Source organism: Periweissella cryptocerci (assembly GCF_004358325.1).
In the GTDB taxonomy this organism is placed as follows: domain Bacteria; phylum Bacillota; class Bacilli; order Lactobacillales; family Lactobacillaceae; genus Periweissella; species Periweissella cryptocerci.
In genome coordinates this window covers 529500-555281 of record NZ_CP037940.1, presented here as the reverse complement: position 1 = coordinate 555281, position 25782 = coordinate 529500, and the positions used below count along the sequence as shown (strand labels likewise).

The window sequence follows — 25782 nt, the reverse complement described above, 5'->3', positions numbered from 1 at the left end:
TTTTTAAAATTATTTTTTTGAAGTAGTATCTTTAGACTTGCTACTATCGGTATCTGTTTGTGCAGGTGCTTTACTTGAACTAGCAGCCGGTTTAGATGAAGATGCGGCTGGTTTATCGCTATGCTCACTGCTTTCCTTAGCAGTAGAAGACGAATCTTTAGAATCAGCTTTAGCACTAGAACTATATGAAGATTTGTAACTGGTGTAATATTTTTTGCTTGACCATTTTTTGGGTGCAACATAAGTAGATTGCTTAGTACCACCGTTTGAGTTGGCGTTTGGCAAGTTACCATTACTCCATGTTTTACCAGTTAATTCTAATTCACGTACTCCACCACGTTGGACAGCAGTAACACCTGCAGGCATCTTCCAATCTTTGGAAGTCTTACCAGTCATTGCGTATTCCATAATGGCTTTATAAATGTATAAAGGAATTTGTGAATTATAACCAGGGGCAATATAATTACCCGGTTTGTTAGGTTGATCATAACCAGTCCATACTGAGAGGACATAGTTTTGATTGTAACCTGTAAACCAACGGTCAGAAACAGCTCCGGATGGCATACCAACCTTAGCATCGTAACCAACTGTACCAGTCTTACCGGCTTCAAAGGTATTTGGAACGCGACCATCTTTACCTGTCCCATTACTATCAGTCATGACACTCTTCAGCATATCGGTTAAGAGATATGCGGTAGTGGCCTTCATGACACGCTTTGACTTATCTTTAAAAGTTGTGGTTTTACCATCTTGGGTCACAATTTTATTGATGAGTTGAGGGTCATTGTAAATTCCACCATTACTAAATGCACCATATGCGGCGGCTTCTTGTGCTGATGAAAGATCAATTCCAATTGCAGATGCTGCGTAGAGCTGTGACTTAATACCAAAGCGCTTGAGGAATTGAGCAGATTTAGTCAAACCGACAGTTTGTAGCGTTTCGACGGCAGGTACATTACGAGATGTAGCAATCGCATCACGCATAGTCATTGGTCCGACATACCCGTTTTCAAAGTCATAGACTTGAGTATCTGTACCAGGGTAGACGTATTTTTCATCCATAATCGTGCGGAAGGTTGGCCAGTTGAGATATTCAATGGCGGGACCATAATCAACTAATGGTTTAACGGTTGAACCAGCAGAACGATTAGTTTGAGTTGCGCGGTTGATTCCAAGGGCGGTACTAATTTTACGACCACCGATTTGAGCGATGACGTGGCCGTTTTTTGGATCCGTCATGGTTAAACCAACTTGGAATTTGTTGCTAGGGAAGTTAACGAATTCGCTTGAGTTAACAACCTTGTAGGCGCGTTTTTGAACCTTCATATTCAAGTTAGTGTAAACTTTGATACCATCAGTTTCAGGTTTGTAACCAAGTTTACGTAATTGAGAAATGACTGATTGCGCATAAGCATCAACAATTTTTTGAGTCTTATTAGCCTTGGCGTCGGCAACGTTTTTGTTACCAGTTTTAAGTAGGCCGTGTGTGATTGGTACGGCTTGGTAATGCGTTGCTTCAGCTTGAGTCAACTTTTTATTAGCAACCATTGCAGCAAGCACGGTATTACGACGTTCCTTGGCATATTCTGGGTTAATGTAAGGGTCATACACACTTGGTGATTGTGGAAGGCCCGCCAATAAAGCGAATTGATCAACGGATAACTTGGTTAATGGTTTGCCATAGTAGTATTCAGAGGCCGTCTTCATTCCGTAGACACCTTCGCCCATGTAAACCTTGTTAATATAGAAAGTTAATACTTGATCTTTTGAAAATTTCTTAGAAACTTGCATTGCTAGCCAAGCTTCTTGCGCCTTACGTTTAATTGTTTGATCAGATTTGGCCGTTGAGAAAACGGATAGCTTAACTAATTGTTGCGTTAAAGTTGAGCCACCTTGTAGTCCAAGTGATGAGCCAGTGACATTTGCAAAGGCCGCACCAATAATCCGCCGAGGGTCAACCCCACCGTGTTGGTAAAAACGGCGATCTTCAATTGAAACAACAGATTCTTTTAGTTGATCTGGAATTTCTTTGGAGCTGGCATAATCACGTTTTTGTGTACCCATTTCCCAGATGACATTACCTTTGTCATCAAATAATTCAGTGGAATTCGTTGAGGCTAATTTTTGTTCGGTAATCGTGGGGGCTGAACTTGCATAGGAGAAGAAAACGATGACTCCTGAAACAATCACTACTACGAATAAGCCGATAATGCCTAAAACAATTTTTTTCCAAAGTTTAAGTTTCTTTTTAGTGCCTTTTTGTTTTGGCTTTTTAGAATTACGTTCATAAAGATCTTTATTACGCTCGACCCGTGAACGAGGTTGATTACTTGACATCTGTATGCTCCTGTTCCATAAAAATGATTTAAAAAAGATAAATCTTGAATAATTGCGCTATGTGGTAATTGGACTCAGTTATTACTGGGCTCTAGGGTAGTTGGGCAATTAATTGATCAACAGCTGCCAAATATGGGACTGTTGGGTTTAATTGCGTTGGTACACGAAAGCCATGGTCATGAATTTCCGCATAGGGAATTGATTTACGACCACCAGTCGCTTTATTTTGCCAATAAGCAATGAGTCGGTTTGCTGGGTAGACAAAAACTTCATCTTGAACGACAAAACGAATCACTACAAAACCAATCCCACCTTGCTCCGTGATTGCTTTTAAATGAGCAATTTGGTGTTCATGGAAATTATCCAGTGGGATCGAAGTTTTGTTTTTTGTTTCTTTGGCGTCAAAGTCCACATAATGGCCGCGATAGATGCCATTATAATCGGTAGTTGAAGCCTGACTAAAATAAGCCTCAGTAATTTTAGCTGCTGAGCGAGCCGGGTAATTTACATTCACGATTTTAACCGGTGTGGGTTTTTTATGAATGACGGCGAGTCCCTTAGTCTGATAATATTGATTTGCTTGGTTCAATTCTTCTTCCAAGGTCATCCCACGTTTACCATAGTTAGTCACCGGTTTAACAGCGCCTTTTTTGGTTGCGAGCTTACCTTGTTGGAAAGAACTACCATTCGGATAATGAATCATTTTTTGTCCTCTTTTGCGTACTTGACGTAAAGTATACATGAGCCATTATAGCAAATTTACTGAAAGCATGTTCAAATGAATGTGGTCGTAATAAAATGTTAATAAGAATGGAAGCAATTTAGTACATAAAATTTCGAAGATTAAGAGGAACAAAAGATGAGTCGTTTATGGGTAACAGGGTATCGAAGTTATGAACTTGGCGTGTTTGGAGATTCTGATCCAAAGCTTGCGGTGTTAAAATATGCAATTCGGCAAGCACTGATTCAAGCAATTGAAAATGGGGTTGATTGGATTATCACAGGACCACAGATGGGTGTTGAACAGTGGACGGCGGAAGTTGCAGTGGAATTAAAACCCGACTATCCCGAAATCCAAGTTGCTATGATGGTACCGTTTATGGATTTTGGTAAACAGTGGAATGAAGCAAATCGTGGTAAATTACAATCATTATATGCACAGGTTGATTTTCATGATAGCGTCAGTGAAAAGCCCTACGAAAGTCCACGCCAATTACAAGCATATCAATCGTTTATGTTGACGCACACTGATACGGCCTTGCTAGTTTATGATGTTGATCATGAAGGTAAGTCGTTGTTTGACTACAATTTAATTATGAATTGGCAAGAGCAACACCCATATCCATTGACGCTAATTACGATGGATGATTTACAAGAATCCGCGATTGATTACGGAGAATTACAAGAAAGTGATAAGTTCGAATAATCTGCATAGCTATTTGACTAAAAATTTGCTAAGATTTAATAGGACTTTTAAACGAAGAGGTAATGATAAAACATGGAAAACTTACGGTTTACTCCACAAGATATTTTGCAAAAAGAATTTAAAGAGAAACGAATGGGCGTTGGCTTTGATCCTGCTGACGTGGATGCATTTTTAGACGATATCATGAAAGACTATGATATTTTCAACAAGAATACAGTTGAGCTTCAAGAAGAAAACCGCCGTTTGAAGGCACAAGTTGAAGAATTGAACCGTCAATTGGCAGCAGCAAGCACTCAAAAAACGGCAACACCAACTACTGGCGCTACTAACATGGATATTTTGAAGCGTTTGAGCAATCTCGAACGCCGGGTGTTTGGCTCACAACTTGAAGGAAATCAAGATAATGGGTCACACTTGCTCTAAGATTGTGCTATAATATGTACTTGTGTGAATTACTGGTAATCGCGCGTAACCTTGAGTTACGTGAGGAAAGTCCTTGCTCGCACAGGCTGCGATGCCTGTAGTGTTTGTGCTCGGCGAAAAAATAAACCGGGGCATCGATTTATCGGTGACGGCGGAAGAACCGGCTAAGGTTTCGGCTATGCTCTAGTATTTCTGAAAGTGCCACAGTGACGAGCTGACTCGGAAACGGGTCAGATGGAACGCGGTAAACCCCTCAAGCGGGAAACCCAAACTTATGGTAGGGGAGCTCGGCCTAGTGAATTGAAACGATGGTCGTGGTCACGATGCACAGGATGTATCGTGTGAAGATAGATGATTACTGCTCTGATAACTTGCATGACGTTACCAGAGAACATAACGAGGCTTATAGGGATTCACACACATGCAAAGCTCGCTTCGGCGGGCTTTTTATTTTGCCCTTGGTAATCTAAAATAACACATAGCGTGGCTTACGTGACGGTGACGTTCAGCAGCTAATATGTTTGGGTTAGTGAACAATGCGCAATAATTTTATTAGAATTTGGTCTACTTTGTGCATACAAGGTGCTTGGTATGATACGATAACAACAGTAAATTAAAGAAATGAAGAGATAAGATAAATGGCAGAAAAAACATTTAAGTTAATGGCAACGGCGGCGGCTGGAATTGAAGCGCTTGTTGGTCAAGAATTAAAGGACCTCGGTTACAGTGTTGAAGTTGAAAATGGGCGTGTTCGCTTTGAAGGGACTGTTCGCGATATTATCAAAACCAACCTTTGGCTCCGAACAGCTGACCGAATTAAGATTGTCGTGGCTGAATTTGATGCTTTCACTTTCGACCAATTATTTGAAAACACCAAAGCAATTAAATGGGACGAACTTTTACCTTATGATGCAGAATTTCCGGTACAAGGTCGTTCACGTAATTCTAAAATTCACTCAGTACCATCAGCACAAGCAATTGTGAAAAAGGCAATTGTTAATTCATTGTCAGAAACTTACCACACACGGGCGAACTTACCTGAAACTGGTAACTTATTCCCACTTGAAGTGATGATTAACAAAGATCACGTCATTTTAACGTTGGATACCACGGGTTCTTCACTATTTAAGCGTGGTTACCGGGTTGAAAAGGGTGGTGCACCGCTAAAAGAAAACATGGCAGCAGCATTGGTAATGTTATCACACTGGTATCCAGATATGCCGTTTGTTGACCCCGTGACTGGTTCTGGTACCATTCCAATTGAAGCGGCATTAATTGCGCGTAATATCGCACCAGGGTTTAATCGTGATTTCGTTATTGAAAAATGGGATTGGATTGATCCAAAAATTAGCGAAGATTTACGTGCAGAAGCCGATGCTATGGCTGATTACGATATCGAATTAGATATTACTGGTTATGATATTGATGGCGACATGATTGAAATTGCTAAGGCCAATGCACTGGAAGCGGGCTTAGGCGATGACATTACATTTAAACAATTAGCTGCTAAAGATTGGGAACCAACAAAGAAAAACGGTGTTATCGTCGCTAACCCACCATATGGTGAACGTTTAGGTGACGAAGAAACGGTCCACCAATTGTATAAAGAAATGGGTCAAGTATATCGGCCAATGAAAACTTGGAGTAAATATATTTTGACGAGCGATTTAGAATTTGAACAATTTTATGGTGAACGGGCTACTAAAAAACGTAAACTGTACAATGGTGCATTGCGGACGGACTTGTTCCAATTCTGGGGTAAAAAAGAGAGAACTCCTAAAGCTTGATTTAACAGGCTTTCTAGCCTGTCTTGGTCCCTTTTGGTCCCTTTTGTTCACGATGTTCGAGCACTTCGAGAGCAATTGTTTGTTCACTGGTTTCTTGAGCTTTCAAGAAATGAGCGTATACTTCACGAGTAACCGTGCTGTCAGCATGTCCTAAACGCTTTGACACATACTCCATGCTCAAACCTTTGTATAATAGATATGAGACATGGGAGTGACGGAGACCATGAATTGAAATCCGTTTAATACCCAATTGGCGAGTTAACGTTTTTAGTCGAGAGTTAACGTTTTGCTGATTAATCATTTGATGACCGTCCGGTTTAGTGAAAAGATATTCACTAGATGGGGCGGTTTTTTTGTATTCTCGGAGATAATCAGAAAGACTTTGACTAATGCCGATATGCCGGATTGATGCCTTAGTTTTTGGTTCAGTGATTTCATCGGAAATTTGTGAGTATGACTTCGTGATTGAAATTGACTTAAACATTAAGTTCAAATCATTCCACGTCAACGCTGCCATTTCACCTTTACGCATTCCAGTTTCCAAGCCAACTAACAAAAATGCATGGAACATGTCTGGAGTATGGTCATAGAGATAGTCTTGGAGCCTTTCGAATTCATCAGCTTCAAGATATTTTAACTCGGCCGACTTAGATGCTTTACCGTGAGCAACTAAACGTTGGGTAACATCTTTGGTAATCAATTCGTCAACGAGAGCGTCTTTGAGACTCGAAATAAGGTAAGACTTAAACTGGCTCACGTAAGCCTTAGTATGGCTTTCAGCGAACGAATCAAGCCCATTTTGGAGCATTGTTTTCGTAACATCTTTCAACATCACGTCTGGGAACAAACGTTGAACATGCTTAGTTGCAATTACATACGATTGTTGAGTGGACTTACGAATATTATCTTTGCGATAATTCTTCCACCATTTATCGAAATAGTCTGAATAAAGCATCGTTGAACCAATAACGTTCACACCGATACCTTTCTTAACTTCGAGTTGGTCAGCCCACAATTGAGCATCTGATTTCTTGATGAAACCACCTTTGGTAAGTTGAGTGCGCTTACCTGCTTTGGTAACTGATACTTTGGCGTACCAGGTTTTACCACGTTTTTTAATTGAAGCCATTGTTACCTTCCTTCTACCAGGCAGGACAGATTAGGAAGGGCAGTTTATTTAGGGGACATGTCTAGGTCCCCATATTATGTACGCCACCTTACGGGGTGGCTTTTTTTCGTGCGATTAAGCAGCAGTTATTTTATTTGTAAGAGTCAACAACAGCCTTAATTTGTTTCAGATTTGTCATTGAAGCACTCGTCAGTTTATCAGTCCACTTGTCGTAATCTGAACCAGTACCGTTTTCGGCCATTTTACTCATGCCGTCAGTAACTAAAGTTGTCAGCGGAATGGATTCCGTTGTTGCTAACTGAGTTAACTCATCACCTGAATATGATCCAGACTTCACTTTAGATTTGATATTGCCGATGATTGTTTTAGTTGCATCATCAAATTTTGCAACATAATCGTTGTAAATTTCTTCGTTTGACTGCTCACTTGTTGAATCACTAGAAGAACTAGATGTATCGTCAGCGGTGATGTCTTGAACTGTAACACCGTCTTTGGCTTCGTAGTAAACAGTACCGTCGTTATCTGGTCCCATCAGGCTTAATGAAACACCAGGGAAGCCACTGGCAATTGTCTTTGAGTCATCATCTACGCTTTTCTTAAGGTCTGTCCACTCAGATTCATCCATGTCACCAGCTTTAAGACGCTTCATAGCTGACGACGTATTGTCACTAACCGCAAGCATGATAATTGAATGAGTATTTCCATCGTACGTGTATGAGTAATTAGAGTCGGCGCTATTTAATTTCATAACATAACTTGCCATTGCAGTTTTATCAACTTTAGGTTCACTGGTAGTTTTAGATGAAGATACTTTGTCAGAACTTGATGATTTTGAATCAGATTTAGTAGTGCCACAGCCAGCTAATACTAGAGCAGTTGACAGCGTTGCAATTGCGATAATAATTTTTTTCATGGTCTTATACCATTCCTTTAAATATTATCCCTAATAATTAAGAATTATTTTTCTGTGTATATTACTGCTAACTTTTAGCGGAATGACCATCTTGACAAATATTAATAAATTGACATTTGAATATTAGTTTAACGACGTCACGGTCATATGTACGCGCATTCTCTGTTATCAGGGATGCGCTTGTTTTAGTTGATACATTTCCAGTGCTTATCCGCATCGTAATATGTGGCATAGAAATAATTATTTGTGCCTTTATGACCTTTCCACTCAATGACATAGCCATAACTCGCAGACATTTGCGCTTTAGTTAAGTATGTGCCACGTCTGATATAGAATGGTTTAGGTTCATGGTCATTTCGAACCTTGTAAATGTAGAAATCCGAAGTGACAATGTATTTGTATTTTGCTGAGGGCTGCTTAGGTGTTCTGATGTTTTTCGTCATTTGACCGCCAATAACGGTATCTTTCGCAATTATTTGCAACTTCCATTTTGATCCGAGTGTTTTTTTTAACTTAATCGAGAACTTGCACACGTTTTTTACGGTAGTCGACCCAAGAACTGTTGAACCATGTTTAACAGTAATTTTCGTGCTGGTATCAAACGATGGGTCAAAAGTTCCGCCAATGCCACTAATTTTTTGATCTCCGTAAGTTATCTTATTCAATTTTATTTTGGGCTTAGGCACATTACGAACTTTTACGGTATCCGAGTCGACTAGTTCACCATCTGAATAGACAGACAGCTTAAGCACTGTACCAACTTTGAATGGTTTTACTTTAATTCTTACCTCATCATTAACAAAAGTGCCTGAAGCAATTTTGTTGTTGTTGGCAGTTAATACATATGAACTGCCAACAGGGTTAGCCATTAACCAGATTGACTTCGAGTTTGTGTAAAATCCATCTGCTATCCAACCGTAGTAATCACTTCTAGTTGTAGCACTAGAATAGTTAATGGGCGTAGCTATTGAAAAGAGTATGACAAAAATAAAAGTGAGACATAATTTTTTCATGGTAACACCAATCCTTAAATTTATTATCCCTAAAAGATAGGATTCCCTAATTCCAGTTTATCTAAGTCAATATAATTATTGAAACGATAAGGCTTGCCAAATTAGTCGATTTGATTTTTCTGTGAAGTTCAGGGTTATAATTTGCGTAGAACTATGTTATATAGCTATACTAAAGTATAGGAATAAGATATTGGGGATAAATATCTTATAAGGACGGTGTAACAGAATGGAAATTCAAGAATTAAAAACAAAACTTGGTCAGTTAGCTGTAAAAGTTCGTGATCAGCAAGAAAAAAAGATTGCAGAAGAAACAACTAAAACTTCTTTAATTATGCCTTTCTTCTCAATGTTGGGTTACGATGTTTTCGATCCAGATGAATTTGCCCCCGAAATCAAAGCGGGACGAGGAATTAAAAGAAGTGAGCGTGTTGATTACGCAATTTACATTGATGGTCAGGTGAAAATGCTGGTCGAAGCCAAAGGATTATCCGAAGATCTTGAAAAACATGATTCACAACTATTTAGGTATTACACATCGACTGAAGCGAAGTTTGGTATCTTAACGAATGGCCGATTTTACAAATTCTATACTGACTTAGATGAAACGAATAAAATGGACGAAACGCCATTTCTAACAATTGACGTTACTAATATTTCGGATATTCAATTAACTGAATTAATTAAATTTTCTAAGATGGCATTTGATGTTGACCAGATTGTCAGTACTGCTTCAGATTTAAAGTATTTAGATTTAACGAAACGCTATCTTGAAAAACAGTTTGATAGTCCTTCAGACGAGTTTATCAAATTTATCATCAATGATTACTATCATGGTGTCAAGACTCAGGGCGTGATTGAACAATTTAAGCCAATTGTTCAAAGAGCGTTCAAACAACTAATTACAGGTTCGGTCAGCCAAAAATTGGAATCGGCATTGCAAAGTACAAAAGATGAAGCTACAGAGCATGAAAAACCAACTATTGAAACGACTGTTGATGAACTGGAGGCATATGCAATTGTTAAATTGATGTTAAATGACGTGCTAGAAGCAAGTCGAGTTTTTTATCGAGATAACAATTCTTACTTTAATGTGTTGATTGACGATAGTAACCGCAACTGGCTTTTAAGAGTTTACTTCCGTAAAAATGGAAACTTTATTAGAATCAATGATGGATCAGCTCCAGAAGGTGGTGCTAAGTTGCCATTTAAACGCCCGTTCGATTTGCACATGTATACAGATGATGTTGTAGCAGCAGCTCAAAAATATGTTTAATGCTAAGCTACCTTAATGGGTGGCTTTTTTTGATTCTCCAACTAGAACCTTTTCACGGTGGAGCCAAATTAGAAAAATTTGAAAATTACTTTGTAGCACACCATAAAATTAAATATTTTTGTTTAAAAAAAGAGAAATGCGGTTGGATTACGTATATTACTTACATAGGCCTAAATAAATGTCGCTGACGAGTGACGAGGAAACAAACAGATGGAAATTCAACAATATTTTGAAAGGCTCATTGAAGAGGCAATTGCTGTACAAGCTAGTGATATTTATGTCTTACCTACGGATGAAACACACTATGCTGCTGATTTCAAGACGGCAGGTGGGTTAATCAAACGCGCCCCAATCGTAAATAGCTTGGCAAAACAACTGATTCTTTACGCTAAATTCAAAGGCGATATGGATATTGCGGAAACACGGCGCCCGCAAGTTGGACAAATTAAATTTGATACAAAACAATCGGTTTACTTGCGATTATCAACAGTTGGTGATTATCAGCAACGTGAATCATTAGTTTGCCGTTTGATTTATGACAATCGGCATGCCCGGCCACGTTTTGTTTTGCCAGAACAGTTCGATCAATTACTGCAAGAAACCAAGTTGTCTGGGCTAATTGTTTTTGCTGGTCCGATGGGGTCAGGTAAAACTTCAACGATTTACGCGTTAGCGCGCCAGTTGGCAGATCAGCAAAAATTAGTGCTAGCAATTGAAGATCCTATTGAAATTCACGAACCTAATTTTTTGCAGTTACAGGTCAATGGTCAAGCAGAAATGCCATATGCGGACCTGATTAAAGTTGGCTTACGGCATCGGCCAGATGTTTTTATCATTGGTGAAATTCGCGATCAAGTAACTGCCAAGGCGGCAATTAATGCAGCGCTAAGTGGTCATTTGGTGTTAACGACGATTCATGCGCGGTCGGCTTATGGCGTCTTGGCACGCCTGCTAGATTTAGGCATTGAAGAACACTTTTTGCGTGCGACATTAAATACGATTGTGTATCAAAGATTATTATCGCTGAAAGATGGGGAACAAGGTGCCCTCCAACATCAAGTAAGCGGTCAGCAGATCTGGGAAACTGATGTTGATGTTAATCGAAAGTGGGGTGAATTGGTTGAAAAAGCTTTGGAAACCGGACAAATTTCAACTGCGACACAAGCACAATACGAAAAAATTATCAGCTAAGCAACAAGTCACGTTTTTTGAATTACTTGCAGACTTGTTAGTGGCGGGTTTTCAATTGCAGGCAGCTTTAAATTTTATGCAACAAATCTTGTCAGGGCAGCAAGAAAAAATCCAAGAGATGATAGGTTGTATTGAAAGCGGCCAAGCATTTGGTGAGGCGATTATGCACTATGTTGATGATGATATTAGCTTGCAGTTACAACTAGCGGAAGCACACGGGTCGCTGAGTGACGCAATCATCGCAGTTGCAAATACTTTGCGATTACACGTACAACAAGTTGGGCAATTAAAACGATTATTACAATACCCACTATGCTTATTGGTCATGCTTGGTGGCATGACGATTGCGATTCGGGTTTATTTACTCCCCGAATTAGCGTCGTGGCAAAACAATTTACAAGCGACTAACGGACACCCATGGAGCTTTTATTGTGCGTGTGGTGTAGGGGCAGTTACGTTGGCGACGATGTTTTGGGGAAGTATGAAGTGGTATCGCAAGCGCTCGCCCGTACAACGATTAGAGTGGTCAATGAAGATTCCGATTATCCGTGACTTAATTCGGCAACATCAAGGGTATCGATTCAGTCAAAATTTAAGCTTACTAATGCGAAGCGGTCATTCAATTCAACAAGTAAGTCAACTATACGCTAATCTACCAAGCAAATCATTCTTAGCGGAGTTTGGCCAATTAATGCAAAATCATTTAGCTCAAGGTTACGATGTACCGAGTTTTATTCAAAAGGTACCATTTTTACCAGCGGAATTGGCGTTATTCTTTGTGCGTGGCAAAACGAATTTACAGATTGCTGAAGACTTACGAGCATATAGTCAAATTGCTTTTCAACGTCTCACTACGTCATATAATCGGTTGTTAAGTATTGTGCAACCACTACTGTTCACACTGATTGCAGTAGCCATTGTCGCAATTTATGCGTCGATGTTACTGCCAATGTACAAATTAATGGGGAATATATCATGAAAAAATTAAAACAGATGCTGAAAAAGAAAAAGGCGGGGTTTACTTTATTAGAAATGGCGATTTCCTAGAATGTCGGTTTATTATAGTGCTACTTATTGTTCTGTGAAACGCCACCGAATAATTAGCTCAGTCGCACTGACTTCTACCTTTTCGATGAGAGCACGCACTAACGCTTTTTTTTGGTCATAAGTCCCGTTCTCTAAAATTTCGGGGATTGATGAGAAAACGTTTTTGAAGTTTTCGGTGCCTTGCTCATCACCCTTTTCTTCCTCTTTTGCAATTTTTTTGAGAAGTGAATTATGTTGACGGTCAACAACCTCAATTCGTTCTGAAAATTCACTGGCGGTAATTGCATCTAATTGATACATGTCGAGCAGGCGTGAACGTTGCGCATCCAAGTTAGTTAATTCTAGCTTGTACGTTTCAACACGACGATCTATTTTTTTTACCGCACTTGGAACCGTACCAATTAAGCCAGCGATTTCAAATAGTACAAGAGCCTCATATTCCTCGATTTTATGCGGGCGGATTTGCTTATCCAATTCACGAAGTTCAGATGTGTAATTTCTCGTATATGAAGATGCACCTTGTGGACGTGGACGTACATAGTATTTGTCGCGTTCAGTCGCGTTTTTACGTAATGCTCGTTGGTCTAACGTTAATGGTGCTTTGGAGTATGCGGAAATTAGCAACCCACTAAGCATATATTTTGCTTGAAAAGGGCGCGAGTTCCCAGACGCTTCATATGCTCTTTTTTGCCGAACTAAAATGCTTTTTTGAACATTATCATATTGCTCTTTTGAAATTAATGCTTCATGGCGACCTTCGTATATTACACCTTTCCATTTTATTAAACCGGCGTAAATGGGGCGTATGATAACTTGCCGTAGCGTGGTGAATGACCAATCGCGCGATTTGCCAATGTGGCCAGCTTCGTTTAATTCATCGCGCAACTTGGTGAGTGAAATACCGGCTTCGTAACGATTGAAGATGTCACGTACAACGGTAGCTTCTAATTCATTAACGATTAGTTCACCATCAATGTAATCGTAGCCGAAAGGCGTGCGACTACCACCACCCCAGTAGCCGGCTTGAGCGCGTGCTGCGCGTCCTGTTTGCATTCGCAAAGTGATATTTGAAAGTTCATATTGAGCAAATGAAGCCATGATCCCGATCATCATTTGGCCGGCTGCAGATTCAGTATCAAGTTTTTCCGTGAATGAAATCAATGGAATGTTTAAGCGTGAAATATACTTGTCAATGAATGACAGCGTATCGAGCTGTGAACGGCTCAAACGGTCTAACTTGTAAATTAGTACCCGAGCGATTTCTCCGTGCTCCATATCGGCGATTAAGCGCTGAATTGCAGGGCGATTGAACGATGAACCAGAGTGCGCAGCATCGTTGTAAATTTCGATATTTTTCCAGTCATTCATTTCCGCGTACATCGTTAATTTCTCGATTTGGGTATCAATCGAAGTCCCATCTTCCGCTTGGCTTTCGGTTGAAACGCGTACATATATAGCGGTTTTCATTTCAGATTCCTCTTTTATCATAAAGTTCTTTTCTTGCGTGCAATGTATTCAAATCAATTTCTAAATCATTGGCTGCCTCCCAATCATTGTCATAATAGCTCGTTAAAGTGCGTCTGAACGTGTTGAACGGTATTGCTATCTCTAATCCGAAATCACGCGCAGTACGTTCCTCCTTCCATTCTTGCGGGGTAAGTTGCCTCGTGATGTCATGGCAAGAAGTTGTTTCGCCGTGTCCGATTTCTTCGGCGATAATTGTCCAAATAGTATTAAACGGCACGTTCGGATTCCAGTATACTTTATCGTTAACGTTTAATGCGGGTAAACCGATTGGCATGCTTGAATCTGCTATGAATTTGTAATCAGGCCAATTAGATTCTAACTGTTCAATTTTATTCACATTTCTTCACATCCTTTTCGAATTGTGTTCTTTATGTACGAAACTTTGTTCTTTTACGTTTTTTATAAAAGGGGTCGGAAATGACCCCTTGAAATTAAACGATATTAAATTGCTTAGGCTTCGTGAGCCAGCCGGTGCCTTTATATTCGATGGTAACTTGCGAACGGTTGGTGCTTGCTGGAACTTCGTAAACAACCGTGCCATCTAAAGACAGGTTTGGATTTATGCCGTAAAGAATAAAGAAATCGTCGCTTAAAATTGTTTCGGGAGCATATTCTTTATTGCCAATTTTTGCTACAAAATCGCTGTTAGGGATAGTTTGCGTGGTATCGCCGGCATTAAATAAATTGAATTTTAATACAAGATATTTAACGCCTGTTTTAGGATGTAAATCTAATGTTCCTGATTCGCCCACTTTAACGGAATCTTCAAGTGATGAACTAGTGATTTTCAATTTCATATCACCAAGTTTCGCAGTTTTACCAAATTTAATACCACCGTCTTTTGTTGCGGTAGTTTTCTTCTTTGGCGCTACCTTCTTTTTTTCCGGTTGATCTAAATCTTCTGCTTTCGCAGATTTTGTTGTTTGTTCTGATTTTGGGGACGCTTCTTTATTTGAAGAAGTATCAGAGCTGCCATTAGCAAAATTGCCGATTAAACCAAGACCGACAATTCCAGCAATGCCGTAACCTATAACTTTTTTCTTTGAAACACTCATATTTCTGTCCTCTTTCTATTAATATACATTAATTGTATCTAATAGTTTTAAAAAGAAATAATCATAAGTGTTGGTTTCTAAAAGTTTCAATGTTTTGACATAAAACATTCATGATTTTGCGACGGATTTTTTATTTAGGCATAAAACGACCATTTTTGTCTCGCTTACGAAACTCGATATAATGTGCAACATCTTCGATTTGGTTAAAGTCCATATCATCGGTGATGAGCGCAGCAATACGAAGTTGCGTTCTAGATAGCGCGCCAGTTATTTTTGGGTCGGCAACTCTAGGAATATGGCCTGAAAGCATTAATGCTCTATCAACATCCAGATTTAAAGCTTCTGCAAATTTTATAACCATTTCTTTTCGAGGCGCATAGTCAGAAGCGCCTCGTTCTAGTTTTGAAATACCGCTTGCAGAATATCCAATCTGTGCGGAAAGTTGAGCCATTGTCATTTTTTTATACGTACGTGCATTTTTTAACCAATATCCGAATTCGGCAGAGTAAAAGTAACCAACCATTTCAATTTCCTTTCTATTTGTACATATTTTTTTCTGAATGACGACGAATTTAATCTTGTTTGCGCGATTCGATATAACGTTCGATTTCTTCAAGTTTTTCAGGCGTCAAATTAGCATCGATGTGTGCTGCAATACGAAGTTGCGCAGGGGATAGGTTTTTGGCTACATCGTTTAAATCTTTCATTTCATCTGCGCCTCCAATTTTTTTAGCTTGATTGTTATCTGTCATTTTAAATTCTCCTTCTAAGTAAGTTGTGGGTTCGTTATCACCCTTGCGATTTGCGAAATTCAATATAGCGTGTGATGTCCTCGAGTTGAGCAGGTGTCACGTCATCGTTGATGTGTGCTGCAACACGAAGTTGCGCAGGTGATAACGTTTTTGCCGTATCGTTCAAATCTTTTATTTCATCTGAACCTAATCGACCTGCGATTGCTAACGCTTCATCAACGTTTTGTTTTAAAGCTTCCGCAAGCTTGATAATTGTATCTTTTTTGGGCACAGAACTGGCCAATCCTTTCTCTAAGCGTGAAATGTTACCTTTAGAGTAGCCAGTCTGCAATTCAAGCTGACCTAATGTCATGCCCTGCGAACTACGCGCGCTTTTTATCCAAACACCAAATTTTTTAGCTTGATCGTTATCTGCCATGCCGAATCCTCCTTTCGATTAATTGATAATATTAGTATATATGTAATTGGTGGTATTTGTACAATAAAGTTGTAAAAAATAGTATATTTTCGTTGTAATAATTAGCACTTTGTTGTATTATATAAGTGTAGAGAAGGAGTAAGAAATACCAAAAAGGCCGGTTAATATCACGGCAGCAATATTCTAAGGAGGTGAACCTAATGACTAAACAGCAAAGACTTCATACAATTATCGTAGCAAAGGGAGGCATCGCAAGGAGGCGACCGAACACATAGCTCTAACGCCCTTCGGGGCATACATAAATTAGCCTTGCGAAATGGCGCTAAACTTTCAGCAACAAAATTAGGAGGATAGGATAATGGACACAACAGGATATGGAATTCGTTCGCTGAATCATACGATTGATTTGGTTAAGATCGATTTAGAAAGTGCATACTACAACAGAGCTTGGGCAGTTGAAGATTTAACGCGCTATGGTGACAATGTAGACAGAGTGTCAATCGAACGTCTCGACAAAGCAAGGATAGACATTGCTAAGCTTGAAAGAGTGCTTCATGATCTTGAATCAGCTAAAGAATTGCTTAATAAGTATATGTCTGAGCAGGTGACGGCATGAAGGCAGCGATTGTAAATGGCGAAAGCGTCAGTTCATTAACTGGCGTTCTTGAAGTAATTGAGTTAAGGCTTGAAGCTGGTGAAGATGTAAACGAGATTCTTGATGAAGAACGCATTCATTTTGGATTGCGAGACAATGAAGTCAAGTTGATTAGTCGCATGTTCTAAATTATTTTAAATATGTAGTTGCAAAGTGTTTCAAAAGGTTGTAAAAAATAGTACAATGTACTAAAGAAGAAGCGGAGGTGTTTCATGGCTTATAAACTAGTAATGAAAAATCGAGATTTAGTGTTAAGGCAAATGCCGTTACACGGTTACAACAGTGTAGATTTTGCCGAAAAGTATCTCGGAATAAATAGAGCGCATTGGACTAATATCCAAACTGGGAAAATTCATCCCAGGCCAGCGCTTGCGAAAAAAATTGCAAGCGGATTGGATTTAGAAATTAAAGATATTTTTGATTTGGTTCAATAGTTGTAAAAATTAGTATTTTATTCTAAAGTTTCAAGGAGGTGGCGATATGCCAAATGTAATTCAGTTTCAAAAAAACAGTTTGAATTTAAAAGTTCGACACATCATGTCGGATGGGCACGAACGCAAAAGTGTGAAAGGTCTTGTGATTCCAAAAGAAGCGACTGATTTCTATAACTTCTTTGAAAGTTTGCAACACGAAAATCAGGAGGCAAGCTAATGATTGAAATCGTAATTTGGAGCGTGGTGTTAGGTATCTCATTAGCATTCACGACGACCATGTTTTATATGGCAAGCAAAACAAAAAACTCACTCGAAAATGAGTGAGCTAGTAAAACTAAACTGCTTGAATGAACTTCAAGCCACAATGTGATTCGCTGATACTGTAATTTTCCCAGTTCTTGGACGGAGTAGAGAAAATAACGGTATCACCATCATCACTGACGGTGAAACTCGTAACGTTTCGAGCGAAAAACAATTCACCCTCAGCGTTGCTGAACTTCAAAGTAACCAAATACATCACCACCTTTCAGTCAGTGACGTATTTAGATTATACAACGAGAGGAGGTGAGGAAATTGATTTGGCAACCGCTAATTGAAGCCGGCATGTTCATGTTCACGCTGGCGTTAGTAATTTCAACTGCGTATCTGATTCGCTGGGCTATCTGGCTGTTGAAAGATACCAGAAGGCACAAGCAACGTGTGCAAGCGATGGAAGATTCAAATGCTTTCTTCGGCACAGAAAAAGGCTCTAACCCACCAGTTTGACGACAAGGGTTAGAACCTGAATTGATTAAGCTACGAAAGCTTTATTTACATGTATTTTAACACATTTTAGGAGGCGTGCAAATGCTAGAAAACGGAATGGTACTTGGGCACCCCATTTCAACCGGAATCGCTACGATGGTCATGCCTGAACGTCCCTCAATCAACATTTGGGGAAACGACAGGGTAGCGTATCGCGATGAAATTGATTTAAGCGAGTTCGTCGTAGATACCGAAGAAACGGGGCAATTGATTGAACGTGATGATTTAACAGCGTATTTAGCCGATTTAGTAAGGTTTGACGTAGTTAAGCCAGAAGAAGTAGTGAATATGCCAGATTGGATTAAAAGCGCTGAGACGGCAAAAGAAACGTTAATTTGGAGGTAGTCGAAAGATGAAAGAATTAGCTCAAATTCAACAAAATGTAAAAGTTCCAAAAGCTCAAAATAATACTTTCGGAAAGTATAAGTATCGTAATGCGGAAGATATTTTAAGAGCCGTAAAGCCAGCATTGGCAGAAGCAAAAGCAGTAATTAATTTAAGCGATGATGTGGTGTTGATTGGTGAGCGTTATTACATCAAAGCAACCGCAACAATTACCAATTCAGAAGGTGAAACGGCAAGTTCGACAGCATTTGCTCGTGAGCCTTTGGCTAAAAAAGGTATGGATGAATCGCAAATTACTGGTAGCGCGTCATCATACGCTCGCAAATATGCGCTAAGCGGGTTGCTAGGTATTGATGATACGGACGATCCAGATTCGATGGATAACCGGCAAAATAACGCGGTGAATAAGGTTGATCCGCTGGCGCAAGCGTTAATGGACAATAAGCAGCGTTACACCAAGATTAGCCAAATTACCGGAATGGGTATCAACGATGTTGGTAAGCAAGCGATGCTGGACTATGAGCAGGAAACAGGTAAGAAGTTCAACAAGCATGCGCTAGGCGATGTGAAAACGATGGGCTTGTTGCTTGATAAAAAGATTCGGGCTAGGCAACAAGAATCTAATCCAGTGCCAATAGCATAAGGAGGCATCATGAAAATTGAACAACCAAATTATTATGCTGTCATTCCGGCAAACATTCGGTATGACAATCGCTTAAAAGCCAATGAAAAATTGTTGTATGCGGAGATTTCCGCGCTTGTTGGTAAACAAGGTTTTGCGTGGCCAAGCAACACGTATTTATCCGAATTGTATGGCGTTTCGACTCGGAGTGTTACTAGCTGGCTTGGACATCTCGAAAAACTGGGATATATCAAAATTAAATTGATATACAAAAGTGGCACTAAAGAGGTTGAACGGCGATTGATTTATTTAGCCGAAACCGTTCAAGAACCCTATGGAAATTCTTTTCAGGGGGTGGTGAAGAAATCTTCGGGGGGTGGTGAAGAAATCTTCCAAACCCCCCCTGAAGAAATCTTCCAGGAGAACAATCTTATTAAAAGCAATACTCCTAATTACCAAGAAGAACCATTGTCAGGCAAGCCCGACGCCCCCTCCCAACAATCAGCGACGAAGCCAGAGGTTTTAGAGATTGTGAATTATTTGAACGAGGTCGTTGGCGCTAACTACAAGGCTAACAGCAAGGCAACAACTAAGCATATTAACGCTAGGATTGCAGAAGGCTTTACAGTCGATGATTTTAAACGAGTGATTGATGTGAAGTATGCAAGCTGGGGACATGATTCTAAGATGGCCAATTACTTGCGACCGGTAACGTTATTCGGAACCAAGTTTGAGGCTTATCTAAACGAGCAGATGCCGAAGAAGCGAGAGGAGCTGGATTGGCTATGAATAAATTCAGTAATGCGTTAGTCGATACGGTAAAGCATATTGCTAGCACTTCTAATTTCTCAAAGCCGGCTCTGCCGAACATGACACCGGAAGAATTGAGCGTATGGCGTGCCGAACGTGATTCGATGGCAACTCAATTAGGCGAAGAAAGTCTAAGAGCTAAGAAAGCTAAAGCGTATCAACGCGATTCGCTCTATCCGGCTAATATCCCGCTTACGTTTAAATTTGCCGATTGGAAGCCGTCTAAGCAAGTTAACGAGGATAGTGCTAAAGCACTAGGCAATCAAGCGTGGACGCTTGCACACGAGCTGTTAGGTACCAATTACAACGTTGTATTGATGGGGACGGCAGGCGTCGGTAAAACATCGCTAGGATTAGCAATGCTGGATGTAATCGGCAAGAAGAAATCAACGATGTTCGTTAACACGGCAGACCTCAAACGATTATTGCAAGCCTCATGGCGTGATAGCTCGGCAGCTGCCAAGTTAGACAACGTAGAACGGTCAATGCAAGAAGTAGATGTGCTATTGCTTGATGATTTAGGCACGGAGGTTGATATGTCAGAAAGCGCTGATTTAGGCGATTTAAAGCAAGGTTCTCAAACGTGGCAGGAATTGATATATCGGATATTCACGCCACGCACGATTCAACCGAATCAAGACGAAATGCAAAAAACGACGATCATCACGACGAATAACAAATATGCCGAATTACAGAAAATGTATAACGACAAGCTTGTTAGCCGTCTGATACCGAAAAGAGATTCGGGGCACATGTTGGTATTCTCGGAAATGGAAGATTTACGGAAGGTTTGAGTATGTGGAAAATTAAAAAAGATATTGGTGATTCATGGGAAATCGTAGAAGGCATTTCATTTCGTGATGCCGAACAAGCAGGTGCGACGGCGATTGATTGGACATTGAATCAAGGCGTCACATATCTGATTGCGAAAGTTTAGGAGGACGAACGTATGAATGAATTAACGACGATTCCAACGTTCAACGTTGAGTTCACTCAATCAAACATTGCTATCGAAAACGAAGAACAATTCGGCGACAGGGTTAACGCATACGCCGATAAGTATCGCGATTTGGTGGTAACGGCTGAAAGTAAGGATTCCGACAAGAAGTTAAAGCAAGAAATTAATAAAGTCGCTAAAAGCATTGATGACCAGCGCAAGGCGATTAAAACCGAATACAACAAGCCGTTAGCAGAGTTTGAAGCTAAGGTGAACGGCTGGAGCAAAGCCTTGAAGGATGTCGCTAAGGACATCGATAATGGCGTGAAAGTGTTTGAGGAGCTTGAAAAAGAGCAGCGCTTGGAAAGCGTGAAAGCGTTGATTACCGAAATGGCACCTGAGTATCACGTTGAAGCCGATGAAATCGAAATCCAGCCTTCATGGACGAATAAATCAACGACGAAAAAAGCGATTCTAGATGGTATTGCGGGCGAGATGATTCATCTCAAACTTGAACAAGAAACTAGGCTTGCGAACATCGAGGTAGTAACCAAGTACGCGAAGCGGATGGGCGAAGAACCCGAAGCGTGGATTGGCTTGGTAGATACATTTGATACAGTCCTAATCATGCAACGAATTGACGATGCTGTTACGGCAAAGGAAAAGCGTATTGAAGCCGAAAAGGCTCGTGAGATAGCGGATATTGAGGCAAAAAAGGCTGCGTTAGTTGAAACGGATAACGGCATGAAAGTTGATGTTGATACCGGCGAAGTAATCGAGGAACAGCAACAAGTAACGTTCACGCTTCAAGGTAACAAGGAACAACTCGATGCAGTTGCTCGGGCGATTATTAAAGCTGGCGCAACAGTATTAATGAGTTCCGACCGAAAAACAGTGCTAGTAAACAAGGCGGGCTGATGTGATGAAAGAATCATTTACGAAATTCATTGATGGTTTTGTTGGCAAAAAGGTGCTTGTTACACCGCCGGATTTTGAGCCGATTTACGCAAAGGTTGATTCAGCCGGCAACAACGAAATGTTGCGCATGGTGAATGTGATAACGGCAGATGGCAAGAAGGTGAAAGTTAGCGTCGATTGGATCCGTAATCCAAAAACGTGGGCGCCAATAATCTGACAGGAGGCAAATCATGCAGGGCTATTCAGCAAAATTAGACAAGTTTAATTCAAAGCAAGTGTTGCTAAACGGCTTTGATAGCGCTGAATTCGCACATGATTTAGCGCTGTGGAATGTCAGGCACAACGAAGTAATGCTTCTCGTAGATGATAGGCGAGGGCATACACCAGAACAGCATCGCAAAATATTCGCTATTGTTGGCGACTTCGCAAAATGGAGCGGTGAGGATTTGGAAACCGAAAGGTTCTTCCTGACAATTGATTTCTTACAAGAATCAGGCATTGAGCCGTTTTCGCTAAGTTACAAGAGCGAGGAGCAAGCTAGCGTGACAGTTGCAAAGCAATTCATCAATTGGTTGCTAGATAGAGCTATCGCTTGGAATGTACCACTTCACGAACGGCCTAGCGAGCTAACAGACGATATTTATTCAGCGATGCTGATGGGCTTGAAGCACAGGTCATGTGTGATATGCGGTGAACATGCTGATATACATCACGTTGACGTTGTTGGTTTGACCGGTCGAGATAACACCGACCACAGAAGGAATCGGCTTATGGCGTTGTGCAGAACGCACCATAGCGAGATTGAACAAATAGGCTTTGAGAAATTCGATTCATTACACCACGTCGAAGGAATCAAGCTGCAAGAAGATTTATTGATTGCAACTGGAGTTATGACGCGAACGCAGATGAACGAGTTTGACGCTAAGTATTATCGAGAATCGTTAAGAAAAAATATTGGTGATTGATGGAGCCAACACGAAAAGAAAGAGGAAACTAACATGACTAAAAATAAACAAAGCACGTTCAAATTTAAGATTCAACAAGATGAAAACGAATATTTCGGTGATCCGAAAATTACGACGAATATGGATATTCCGGCTCAAATTTTTGCGGTTGCAAAGATGCCATTGGATTTGATGCAAAAATTTGATGAAGAAAAAATGTCGAGCGACGAAATCGATAAAGCGCTCAAATTGATGATTGAAGCGTTGGAAGAAACAACTATTCTCGGTTTAAAAGCATTACGGGCAGCGAATTCAGGTGATGGCGCAGCTATGGCTGAAATGTTATTCAGTATTTTTGACGCCGGTTTAACGGGTGATGAGGGTGAGGTAACAAGAGACATGGTGAAAGATGGAGCAGTTATCCACATGTCTGATTTAAGCGAAGAACAGCAAGAAGGAATTTTGGGAAAGTTGTTTGGGGGTAAGACGAATGATTAATCGAGTAGTCCTTACGGGACGCTTAACGAAAGATGTTGAGCTCCGTTACACCCAAAGCGGTACAGCAGTAGGTTCGTTTAACTTAGCAGTTAATCGCCAATTTACTAACAACGATGGTGAGCGTGAAGCTGATTTCATTAGCGCTGTTATCTGGCGCAAGTCAGCTGAAAACCTCGCTAACTTTACCCACAAGGGTTCATTGATTGGGATTGAAGGTCGGCTCCAAACGCGGAACTATGAAAACCAACAAGGCACCCGCGTTTATGTAACCGAAGTCGTAGTTGAAAACTTCTCGCTATTAGAATCACGTTCTGATTCAGATGGGCGCAAGAATGATTCCGGTAATCAAAGCAACGGTAATTCATTTGGTAACAACGCGCGACCTAAGGATCCATTCGCTCCTAATGGTCAAGAAATTGATATTACCGATGATGACCTCCCTTTTGATTTTGGGGGCTGATTAATGATTAAAGAAATTTGGAAATCAGTCCCCGATTTTGAAGGGTTATACGAAGTAAGTAATTTAGGACGAATAAAAAGTCCGGAAGGCAAAATAACCGAATCAAGATTTCATGGTGAAAGGCGCTGGAAAGAGCGCATTATCAAGCAAAAGACTGATAAAAAAGGTTATAAACGGGTTTCTCTTTACAAAGATAAAACCCAGCACACCTTTTTAGTGCATAGGATAGTGGCCAAAACATTCTTAGGAACATCACCAAAAGGGAAAGAAATTATCAACCATATTGATGGCAACCCTAGCAACAATGTAGTTGATAATTTGGAATGGATTGATTATGTAGGGAATCTGCGTCATGCGTTTGAGAATGGCTTAAACAAATCCGAAAAACAAATAGTATTGGTAAATGTACAAACAAACATCGCAACCGTATTTCGGAATATGCGACTCGCTAGTGAATTTTTGGGTAAAAATCATGGATATATTTCGGCAGCTTTGAATAGGAAGCAGGCAGAAATTGAAGGATATATGGTGTTTGTAAAGCCATTCTAATGAGGAATACAGATGGTTGCAGAATATGAACATGCCGTTTATTACGGTGAAAAATTCCAATTCATCGACACATTGATAAATGTATCTTCACGATTAGGGCAAAAGTTGAAAACTACAAAATGGTTCGCTAGCTCGAGCGGAAACAGACGAGCGCTTGAACGTGGCGGTAAGAGCCTGTTGATTATGAAAATTGAAGATAAAAACAGTGACGTAGCCACTAAGCTACCGAACGGGGTTAGAAGCCCGCTAGGAGGAAAAATGAAACCAGCAAAGAAACCTGTAAAAATTTACGAAATGTATCATGGCATGGATTTACTTGGATCCGGCACGTTGAAAGAACTGGGAGCAAGTCAAAATATCCCGATGTCTAAAATTTACGGTATGCCAAAAGTTGAAACCCCAAGCGACCGCGAACGAAATTATTTAATTGAAGTCGGTCAGCGGATAGCTTCAAAGCCCCAAGTGATTGAAGTAGACCAACACACGGAAGAACAGCTTAACAAGTTCCGTAAGCGGTATATTTTGCGATACGAGTATTACGATGATGACCGAAAATTGGTCAGGCGCTATCTATTCAACGCGTATGGCAAAAATGTTTTCAAGTTCATCAAAAACAAAGAAAACGCTGCGGTGTTCTACGATGCGCGAAACGCACAAGCGGTAGCAGACCGATTGAAAACTAGCACGATGAAATTGAAGGTTGAGGTTCTGTAATGTGGCAAATCGTGAATGTGCATCGGTTAAAATACCGTTTGCAAACAATTAGAGCTATTTTTAATAACGAGCAGATGGTGTTATTTACCGAAAAAAAAGAACAACCGGATTACGTTTTTGATTTTAGGGTCGCGCATACAGCAATGCATGCTCTTTCTGAATATGGATTGAGCTATGAAGAAGCCGTTCGTCAGTTTAACGAGCTGGAGAGTGAAAATGACGACTAAAACGGAGAAAGTGCTATTAAGCAAAGTTAAGTCGCAAGCGGAGTATATCGAAGTTTTAAAAGAGCAAATTCGTGGATTGCAGACTGGCGGTAAAATTATTTACAAAAAAGACACTGCAAAAATCAATATTGCGAATAAACGGATTGATGAGTTAAGCCACAAGATTGAATTGCTTGAAGCAATCATCGCAAATGGTGAGAAGCAAAATGCAAAGCTGCTTGAGAAGATTGCAGAAATGGAGAGTGAAAATGACAATGAGTAAACGTTTAGGCCGTCTTCATAAGATTATCAACGAGCCTGAAATAGGCGATAAATTTTATGTGGCCGATTCATGGGGAACGCCATATACGCCAATTGGAGCCATTATTACAATTACCAAAAAGGTATATGATTCATACGAACCTCGTGTGAGATATGATACCGAATATTTTTGGGAAACTGACACAGGCGAAACTGGTTCGTTTTTGGAAGCTTTTGACATGATTCGATATGGAGTACTTGACCCAATAAAACCTGACGGTTCACGGTTTCATGCTCCAGATGTTAAGTGATGTTGATTTTTGAAGGATATGGA

At 40.2% G+C, this 25782-nt stretch carries 37 protein-coding genes and 1 other RNA gene; 27 read left to right on the top strand and 11 right to left on the bottom strand.

Going from position 1 to position 25782, the window contains the following annotated elements; genetic code table 11:
- Positions 1-9: 9 nt before the first annotated feature.
- Positions 10-2337, bottom strand: coding sequence for a PBP1A family penicillin-binding protein (locus tag EQG49_RS02605; RefSeq protein WP_133362513.1), 2328 nt, complete (start codon positions 2335-2337; stop codon positions 10-12).
- 91 nt (positions 2338-2428) lie between these two features.
- Positions 2429-3040, bottom strand: coding sequence for a Holliday junction resolvase RecU (gene recU, locus EQG49_RS02600; RefSeq protein WP_133362512.1), 612 nt, complete (start codon positions 3038-3040; stop codon positions 2429-2431).
- 156 nt (positions 3041-3196) lie between these two features.
- Here recU and EQG49_RS02595 point away from each other — a divergent pair, with 156 nt between their 5' ends.
- From EQG49_RS02595 to EQG49_RS02580, 4 genes are all read left to right on the top strand, one after another.
- Positions 3197-3763, top strand: a complete 567-nt coding sequence (locus EQG49_RS02595) for an SLOG family protein (protein ID WP_133362511.1) — start codon at positions 3197-3199, stop codon at positions 3761-3763.
- A gap of 72 nt (positions 3764-3835) precedes the next feature.
- Positions 3836-4186, top strand: coding sequence for a cell division regulator GpsB (gene gpsB, locus EQG49_RS02590; protein ID WP_133362510.1), 351 nt, complete (start codon positions 3836-3838; stop codon positions 4184-4186).
- A gap of 27 nt (positions 4187-4213) precedes the next feature.
- Positions 4214-4597, top strand: an RNA gene (gene rnpB / locus EQG49_RS02585) — RNase P RNA component class B.
- A gap of 227 nt (positions 4598-4824) precedes the next feature.
- A complete protein-coding gene (locus EQG49_RS02580) occupies positions 4825-5973 on the top strand; it encodes a THUMP domain-containing class I SAM-dependent RNA methyltransferase (RefSeq protein WP_133362509.1) in 1149 nt (382 codons plus the stop codon).
- Positions 5974-5986: 13 nt separating this feature from the next.
- Here EQG49_RS02580 and EQG49_RS02575 read toward each other — a convergent pair whose 3' ends face one another.
- From EQG49_RS02575 to EQG49_RS02565, 3 genes are all read right to left on the bottom strand, one after another.
- Entirely contained in the window at positions 5987-7102 is a 1116-nt protein-coding gene (locus EQG49_RS02575; RefSeq protein WP_133362508.1) for a site-specific integrase, read from the bottom strand.
- Positions 7103-7232: 130 nt separating this feature from the next.
- Positions 7233-8015, bottom strand: coding sequence for an LptM family lipoprotein (locus tag EQG49_RS02570; protein WP_133362507.1), 783 nt, complete (start codon positions 8013-8015; stop codon positions 7233-7235).
- Positions 8016-8200: 185 nt separating this feature from the next.
- Complete coding sequence (locus tag EQG49_RS02565; RefSeq protein ID WP_133362506.1) at positions 8201-8884, bottom strand: hypothetical protein; 684 nt, start codon at positions 8882-8884, stop codon at positions 8201-8203.
- Between the two features lie 370 nt (positions 8885-9254).
- On the opposite strand from EQG49_RS02565, the gene EQG49_RS02560 reads away from it, so the two are divergent.
- The 3 genes from EQG49_RS02560 to comGB all read left to right on the top strand — a co-directional run bounded on the left by EQG49_RS02560 (position 9255) and on the right by comGB (position 12471).
- A complete protein-coding gene (locus EQG49_RS02560; protein WP_133362505.1) occupies positions 9255-10301 on the top strand; it encodes a type I restriction endonuclease in 1047 nt (348 codons plus the stop codon).
- A 210-nt stretch (positions 10302-10511) separates the two neighbouring features.
- Entirely contained in the window at positions 10512-11492 is a 981-nt protein-coding gene (gene comGA / locus EQG49_RS02555) for a competence type IV pilus ATPase ComGA (RefSeq protein ID WP_133362504.1), read from the top strand.
- Positions 11422-12471 carry a competence type IV pilus assembly protein ComGB gene (gene comGB / locus EQG49_RS02550; protein ID WP_165964735.1) on the top strand — a complete coding sequence of 350 codons (1050 nt, stop codon included), beginning with the start codon at positions 11422-11424 and terminating at the stop codon, positions 12469-12471. The genes comGA and comGB overlap by 71 nt, the downstream gene beginning before the upstream one ends.
- A gap of 92 nt (positions 12472-12563) precedes the next feature.
- Here comGB and EQG49_RS02545 read toward each other — a convergent pair whose 3' ends face one another.
- The 6 genes from EQG49_RS02545 to EQG49_RS02520 form a co-directional block, all read right to left on the bottom strand.
- The gene (locus EQG49_RS02545; protein WP_165964734.1) at positions 12564-14006 is read right to left on the bottom strand and encodes a recombinase family protein; all 1443 of its coding nucleotides are present in this window, start codon (positions 14004-14006) and stop codon (positions 12564-12566) included.
- Position 14007: 1 nt separating this feature from the next.
- Positions 14008-14403, bottom strand: coding sequence for a hypothetical protein (locus EQG49_RS02540; RefSeq protein WP_133362501.1), 396 nt, complete (start codon positions 14401-14403; stop codon positions 14008-14010).
- A 94-nt stretch (positions 14404-14497) separates the two neighbouring features.
- Positions 14498-15121 carry a DUF4352 domain-containing protein gene (locus EQG49_RS02535; RefSeq protein WP_133362500.1) on the bottom strand — a complete coding sequence of 208 codons (624 nt, stop codon included), beginning with the start codon at positions 15119-15121 and terminating at the stop codon, positions 14498-14500.
- Positions 15122-15251: 130 nt separating this feature from the next.
- On the bottom strand, positions 15252-15644 hold the full coding sequence (locus EQG49_RS02530) for a helix-turn-helix domain-containing protein (protein WP_133362499.1): 393 nt from the start codon (positions 15642-15644) through the stop codon (positions 15252-15254).
- Between the two features lie 49 nt (positions 15645-15693).
- Entirely contained in the window at positions 15694-15873 is a 180-nt protein-coding gene (locus EQG49_RS02525; protein WP_133362498.1) for a hypothetical protein, read from the bottom strand.
- 37 nt (positions 15874-15910) lie between these two features.
- The gene (locus tag EQG49_RS02520; protein ID WP_133362497.1) at positions 15911-16291 is read right to left on the bottom strand and encodes a helix-turn-helix domain-containing protein; all 381 of its coding nucleotides are present in this window, start codon (positions 16289-16291) and stop codon (positions 15911-15913) included.
- A 358-nt stretch (positions 16292-16649) separates the two neighbouring features.
- Between EQG49_RS02520 and EQG49_RS02515 the strand changes: the two genes are divergently transcribed.
- The 20 genes from EQG49_RS02515 to EQG49_RS02435 all read left to right on the top strand — a co-directional run bounded on the left by EQG49_RS02515 (position 16650) and on the right by EQG49_RS02435 (position 25759).
- Entirely contained in the window at positions 16650-16907 is a 258-nt protein-coding gene (locus tag EQG49_RS02515) for a hypothetical protein (protein ID WP_133362496.1), read from the top strand.
- Positions 16904-17074 carry a hypothetical protein gene (locus EQG49_RS13610; RefSeq protein WP_165964733.1) on the top strand — a complete coding sequence of 57 codons (171 nt, stop codon included), beginning with the start codon at positions 16904-16906 and terminating at the stop codon, positions 17072-17074. The genes EQG49_RS02515 and EQG49_RS13610 overlap by 4 nt, the downstream gene beginning before the upstream one ends.
- Before the next feature lie 84 nt (positions 17075-17158).
- Positions 17159-17380 (top strand): helix-turn-helix transcriptional regulator, encoded by a 222-nt coding sequence (locus tag EQG49_RS02510; protein WP_133362495.1) that lies wholly within the window; start codon positions 17159-17161, stop codon positions 17378-17380.
- Positions 17381-17426: 46 nt separating this feature from the next.
- Entirely contained in the window at positions 17427-17597 is a 171-nt protein-coding gene (locus EQG49_RS13605; protein ID WP_165964732.1) for a BOW99_gp33 family protein, read from the top strand.
- Positions 17598-17953: 356 nt separating this feature from the next.
- Positions 17954-18145 carry a hypothetical protein gene (locus tag EQG49_RS02505; protein ID WP_133362494.1) on the top strand — a complete coding sequence of 64 codons (192 nt, stop codon included), beginning with the start codon at positions 17954-17956 and terminating at the stop codon, positions 18143-18145.
- Positions 18146-18226: 81 nt separating this feature from the next.
- On the top strand, positions 18227-18529 hold the full coding sequence (locus EQG49_RS02500; protein WP_133362493.1) for a hypothetical protein: 303 nt from the start codon (positions 18227-18229) through the stop codon (positions 18527-18529).
- Positions 18530-18536: 7 nt separating this feature from the next.
- Positions 18537-19172 (top strand): ERF family protein, encoded by a 636-nt coding sequence (locus EQG49_RS02495; RefSeq protein WP_133362492.1) that lies wholly within the window; start codon positions 18537-18539, stop codon positions 19170-19172.
- Positions 19173-19181: 9 nt separating this feature from the next.
- Positions 19182-19940: a conserved phage C-terminal domain-containing protein gene (locus EQG49_RS02490; protein ID WP_133362491.1), complete on the top strand. Its 759-nt coding sequence runs from the start codon at positions 19182-19184 to the stop codon at positions 19938-19940.
- Positions 19937-20755, top strand: coding sequence for an ATP-binding protein (locus tag EQG49_RS02485; protein ID WP_133362490.1), 819 nt, complete (start codon positions 19937-19939; stop codon positions 20753-20755). Before EQG49_RS02490 ends, EQG49_RS02485 begins: the two co-directional genes overlap by 4 nt.
- Positions 20756-20757: 2 nt before the next feature.
- On the top strand, positions 20758-20898 hold the full coding sequence (locus tag EQG49_RS13600) for a hypothetical protein (RefSeq protein WP_165964731.1): 141 nt from the start codon (positions 20758-20760) through the stop codon (positions 20896-20898).
- Positions 20899-20910: 12 nt separating this feature from the next.
- Positions 20911-21816 carry a DUF1351 domain-containing protein gene (locus EQG49_RS02480; protein ID WP_133362489.1) on the top strand — a complete coding sequence of 302 codons (906 nt, stop codon included), beginning with the start codon at positions 20911-20913 and terminating at the stop codon, positions 21814-21816.
- Between the two features lie 4 nt (positions 21817-21820).
- Positions 21821-22033 carry a hypothetical protein gene (locus EQG49_RS02475; protein ID WP_133362488.1) on the top strand — a complete coding sequence of 71 codons (213 nt, stop codon included), beginning with the start codon at positions 21821-21823 and terminating at the stop codon, positions 22031-22033.
- Positions 22034-22046: 13 nt separating this feature from the next.
- Positions 22047-22781: a putative HNHc nuclease gene (locus EQG49_RS02470; protein ID WP_133362487.1), complete on the top strand. Its 735-nt coding sequence runs from the start codon at positions 22047-22049 to the stop codon at positions 22779-22781.
- 33 nt (positions 22782-22814) lie between these two features.
- Positions 22815-23258 carry a hypothetical protein gene (locus tag EQG49_RS02465; RefSeq protein WP_133362486.1) on the top strand — a complete coding sequence of 148 codons (444 nt, stop codon included), beginning with the start codon at positions 22815-22817 and terminating at the stop codon, positions 23256-23258.
- Positions 23251-23718, top strand: coding sequence for a single-stranded DNA-binding protein (ssb, locus tag EQG49_RS02460; RefSeq protein ID WP_133362485.1), 468 nt, complete (start codon positions 23251-23253; stop codon positions 23716-23718). Before EQG49_RS02465 ends, ssb begins: the two co-directional genes overlap by 8 nt.
- Positions 23719-23721: 3 nt before the next feature.
- Positions 23722-24267, top strand: a complete 546-nt coding sequence (locus EQG49_RS02455) for an NUMOD4 motif-containing HNH endonuclease (protein WP_243115735.1) — start codon at positions 23722-23724, stop codon at positions 24265-24267.
- A gap of 12 nt (positions 24268-24279) precedes the next feature.
- Positions 24280-24981, top strand: coding sequence for a hypothetical protein (locus tag EQG49_RS13905; protein WP_243115734.1), 702 nt, complete (start codon positions 24280-24282; stop codon positions 24979-24981).
- Complete coding sequence (locus EQG49_RS02445; RefSeq protein ID WP_133362484.1) at positions 24981-25208, top strand: hypothetical protein; 228 nt, start codon at positions 24981-24983, stop codon at positions 25206-25208. The genes EQG49_RS13905 and EQG49_RS02445 overlap by 1 nt, the downstream gene beginning before the upstream one ends.
- A complete protein-coding gene (locus EQG49_RS02440; protein WP_133362483.1) occupies positions 25198-25470 on the top strand; it encodes a hypothetical protein in 273 nt (90 codons plus the stop codon). The genes EQG49_RS02445 and EQG49_RS02440 overlap by 11 nt, the downstream gene beginning before the upstream one ends.
- Positions 25457-25759, top strand: a complete 303-nt coding sequence (locus EQG49_RS02435) for a hypothetical protein (RefSeq protein WP_133362482.1) — start codon at positions 25457-25459, stop codon at positions 25757-25759. Before EQG49_RS02440 ends, EQG49_RS02435 begins: the two co-directional genes overlap by 14 nt.
- Positions 25760-25782 lie beyond the last annotated feature (23 nt).

Coding starts and splice junctions, on each gene's coding strand:
- EQG49_RS02515 (WP_133362496.1), top strand. CDS start 16,650: ATGGACACAACAGGATATGGAATTCGTTCGCTGAATCATACGATTGAT.
- EQG49_RS02580 (WP_133362509.1), top strand. CDS start 4,825: ATGGCAGAAAAAACATTTAAGTTAATGGCAACGGCGGCGGCTGGAATT.
- EQG49_RS02595 (WP_133362511.1), top strand. CDS start 3,197: ATGAGTCGTTTATGGGTAACAGGGTATCGAAGTTATGAACTTGGCGTG.
- EQG49_RS02465 (WP_133362486.1), top strand. CDS start 22,815: ATGACTAAAAATAAACAAAGCACGTTCAAATTTAAGATTCAACAAGAT.
- EQG49_RS13600 (WP_165964731.1), top strand. CDS start 20,758: ATGTGGAAAATTAAAAAAGATATTGGTGATTCATGGGAAATCGTAGAA.
- EQG49_RS02480 (WP_133362489.1), top strand. CDS start 20,911: ATGAATGAATTAACGACGATTCCAACGTTCAACGTTGAGTTCACTCAA.
- EQG49_RS02500 (WP_133362493.1), top strand. CDS start 18,227: ATGCTAGAAAACGGAATGGTACTTGGGCACCCCATTTCAACCGGAATC.
- comGA (WP_133362504.1), top strand. CDS start 10,512: ATGGAAATTCAACAATATTTTGAAAGGCTCATTGAAGAGGCAATTGCT.
- recU (WP_133362512.1), bottom strand. CDS start 3,040: ATGATTCATTATCCGAATGGTAGTTCTTTCCAACAAGGTAAGCTCGCA.
- EQG49_RS02570 (WP_133362507.1), bottom strand. CDS start 8,015: ATGAAAAAAATTATTATCGCAATTGCAACGCTGTCAACTGCTCTAGTA.
- EQG49_RS02445 (WP_133362484.1), top strand. CDS start 24,981: ATGTGGCAAATCGTGAATGTGCATCGGTTAAAATACCGTTTGCAAACA.
- EQG49_RS02495 (WP_133362492.1), top strand. CDS start 18,537: ATGAAAGAATTAGCTCAAATTCAACAAAATGTAAAAGTTCCAAAAGCT.
- EQG49_RS02440 (WP_133362483.1), top strand. CDS start 25,198: ATGACGACTAAAACGGAGAAAGTGCTATTAAGCAAAGTTAAGTCGCAA.
- EQG49_RS02575 (WP_133362508.1), bottom strand. CDS start 7,102: ATGGCTTCAATTAAAAAACGTGGTAAAACCTGGTACGCCAAAGTATCA.
- EQG49_RS02475 (WP_133362488.1), top strand. CDS start 21,821: ATGAAAGAATCATTTACGAAATTCATTGATGGTTTTGTTGGCAAAAAG.
- EQG49_RS02535 (WP_133362500.1), bottom strand. CDS start 15,121: ATGAGTGTTTCAAAGAAAAAAGTTATAGGTTACGGCATTGCTGGAATT.
- EQG49_RS02520 (WP_133362497.1), bottom strand. CDS start 16,291: ATGGCAGATAACGATCAAGCTAAAAAATTTGGTGTTTGGATAAAAAGC.
- EQG49_RS02525 (WP_133362498.1), bottom strand. CDS start 15,873: ATGACAGATAACAATCAAGCTAAAAAAATTGGAGGCGCAGATGAAATG.
- EQG49_RS02545 (WP_165964734.1), bottom strand. CDS start 14,006: ATGAAAACCGCTATATATGTACGCGTTTCAACCGAAAGCCAAGCGGAA.
- EQG49_RS13605 (WP_165964732.1), top strand. CDS start 17,427: ATGCCAAATGTAATTCAGTTTCAAAAAAACAGTTTGAATTTAAAAGTT.
- EQG49_RS02530 (WP_133362499.1), bottom strand. CDS start 15,644: ATGGTTGGTTACTTTTACTCTGCCGAATTCGGATATTGGTTAAAAAAT.
- EQG49_RS02560 (WP_133362505.1), top strand. CDS start 9,255: ATGGAAATTCAAGAATTAAAAACAAAACTTGGTCAGTTAGCTGTAAAA.
- EQG49_RS13905 (WP_243115734.1), top strand. CDS start 24,280: ATGGTTGCAGAATATGAACATGCCGTTTATTACGGTGAAAAATTCCAA.
- EQG49_RS13610 (WP_165964733.1), top strand. CDS start 16,904: ATGAAGGCAGCGATTGTAAATGGCGAAAGCGTCAGTTCATTAACTGGC.
- EQG49_RS02455 (WP_243115735.1), top strand. CDS start 23,722: ATGATTAAAGAAATTTGGAAATCAGTCCCCGATTTTGAAGGGTTATAC.
- ssb (WP_133362485.1), top strand. CDS start 23,251: ATGATTAATCGAGTAGTCCTTACGGGACGCTTAACGAAAGATGTTGAG.
- EQG49_RS02605 (WP_133362513.1), bottom strand. CDS start 2,337: ATGTCAAGTAATCAACCTCGTTCACGGGTCGAGCGTAATAAAGATCTT.
- gpsB (WP_133362510.1), top strand. CDS start 3,836: ATGGAAAACTTACGGTTTACTCCACAAGATATTTTGCAAAAAGAATTT.
- EQG49_RS02435 (WP_133362482.1), top strand. CDS start 25,457: ATGACAATGAGTAAACGTTTAGGCCGTCTTCATAAGATTATCAACGAG.
- EQG49_RS02470 (WP_133362487.1), top strand. CDS start 22,047: ATGCAGGGCTATTCAGCAAAATTAGACAAGTTTAATTCAAAGCAAGTG.
- EQG49_RS02510 (WP_133362495.1), top strand. CDS start 17,159: ATGGCTTATAAACTAGTAATGAAAAATCGAGATTTAGTGTTAAGGCAA.
- EQG49_RS02565 (WP_133362506.1), bottom strand. CDS start 8,884: ATGGCTAACCCTGTTGGCAGTTCATATGTATTAACTGCCAACAACAAC.
- EQG49_RS02485 (WP_133362490.1), top strand. CDS start 19,937: ATGAATAAATTCAGTAATGCGTTAGTCGATACGGTAAAGCATATTGCT.
- EQG49_RS02490 (WP_133362491.1), top strand. CDS start 19,182: ATGAAAATTGAACAACCAAATTATTATGCTGTCATTCCGGCAAACATT.